Origin of the sequence: Burkholderia sp. Se-20378 (assembly GCF_017104665.1) — a bacterium.
Lineage (GTDB): Bacteria > Pseudomonadota > Gammaproteobacteria > Burkholderiales > Burkholderiaceae > Burkholderia > Burkholderia lata.
Genome location: NZ_JAAGPG010001208.1, coordinates 1 through 730, shown reverse-complemented (window position 1 = coordinate 730; position 730 = coordinate 1). Strand labels below are relative to the sequence as shown.

The window sequence follows — 730 nt, the reverse complement described above, 5'->3', positions numbered from 1 at the left end:
CCGGTCGAACAGCCGGATGCCGAGCGCGGACTCCAGCGCGTCGACGCGCCGCGCGACCGTCGAATGCTGAACCTGCAGCGCTCGCGCGGCGGCCGACAGGCTGCCGCTGCGCATCACCGCAAGGAAATAGCGGATGTCGTCCCAGCTCATCGGCAGCGCGGACGCGGGAACGGAATCCGGATCGGTCGAATTTTGCACAGTAGATGGGCGTTTGGTGGGAATTCCGATCGATTATGCACGATGTGATGATCGTGTCACTTCAATTCGATTGTGAGGAACGTCATGACCCAGACTGCCACCGCCATCCGGATCGGGATCGACCGCTACGGCGACGCCGGCGTGCTGCGCCGCGTCGATGCACTCGTCGCGCCGCCCGGCGCCGGCGAAGTAAGGATTCGCCAGACCGCGATCGGCGTGAATTTCGTCGACATCTATTTCAGGACGGGGGCGCACGCGTTGCCTGCGCTGCCGGATGCGCTGGGCGTCGAGGCGGCCGGCGTGATCGACGCGGTCGGGCCGGGCGTGACGGATCTCGTTCCCGGCCAGCGTGTCGCGTATGCGGGCATGCCGACCGGCAGCTATGCGAACCTGCGCACGATGCCGGCCGAGCGCGTGTTGCCGATCCCCGACGGGTTGAGCGACGAAGCCGCCGCGGCCGGGCTGCTGAAAGGGATCACCGTTTACATGCTGCTGCATCGCGTCCGGCAGGTTGGCGCCGGCGACACGGTGG

General features: G+C 67.1%; 2 protein-coding genes. One reads left to right on the top strand and one right to left on the bottom strand.

Annotation, left to right across the window (positions count from 1 at the left end):
• Positions 1-150 (bottom strand): LysR family transcriptional regulator (locus G3N93_RS41040; RefSeq protein ID WP_206135641.1); only part of this gene is annotated, 150 nt, incomplete at its 3' end.
• A gap of 132 nt (positions 151-282) precedes the next feature.
• Between G3N93_RS41040 and G3N93_RS41035 the strand changes: the two genes are divergently transcribed.
• Positions 283-730 (top strand): alcohol dehydrogenase catalytic domain-containing protein (locus tag G3N93_RS41035; RefSeq protein ID WP_206135640.1); only part of this gene is annotated, 448 nt, incomplete at its 3' end.